This is a genomic window from Bacillus sp. GbtcB14, assembly GCF_019091205.1.
Lineage (GTDB): Bacteria > Bacillota > Bacilli > Bacillales > Bacillaceae_G > Bacillus_A > Bacillus_A cereus_AG.
This window is the reverse complement of sequence record NZ_JAGXJT010000345.1, coordinates 1-230: the sequence shown is the minus strand read 5'-3', so window position 1 is coordinate 230 and position 230 is coordinate 1. Positions and strand designations below refer to the sequence as shown.

Below are 230 nucleotides of genomic sequence, written 5' to 3'. Positions count from 1 at the left end.
TACCATTGCATGCCCATTAGGGTAGCTATATCCAAGAGCAACCCCCGCTTCATTTCACGCCGGACGCTCTGTTTTCACAACTTCTTTTATCCCTTTATTCTCAAGATGTGTTATTAAAATGCCCATTGGATATACGACCATCGCAGCATAATAACGTTTTCACCAAAAAACAAGTAAACTTATAACGAGAGTAGTTACGATCCCAATGGCAGACCCTAATTTTGTATAGT

General features: G+C 40.0%; 1 pseudogene. It reads right to left on the bottom strand.

What is annotated here, in order from left to right:
• Positions 1-57 precede the first annotated feature (57 nt).
• Positions 58-230: pseudogene (locus KVT31_RS30090) on the bottom strand (phosphatase PAP2 family protein); the annotation flags it as partial.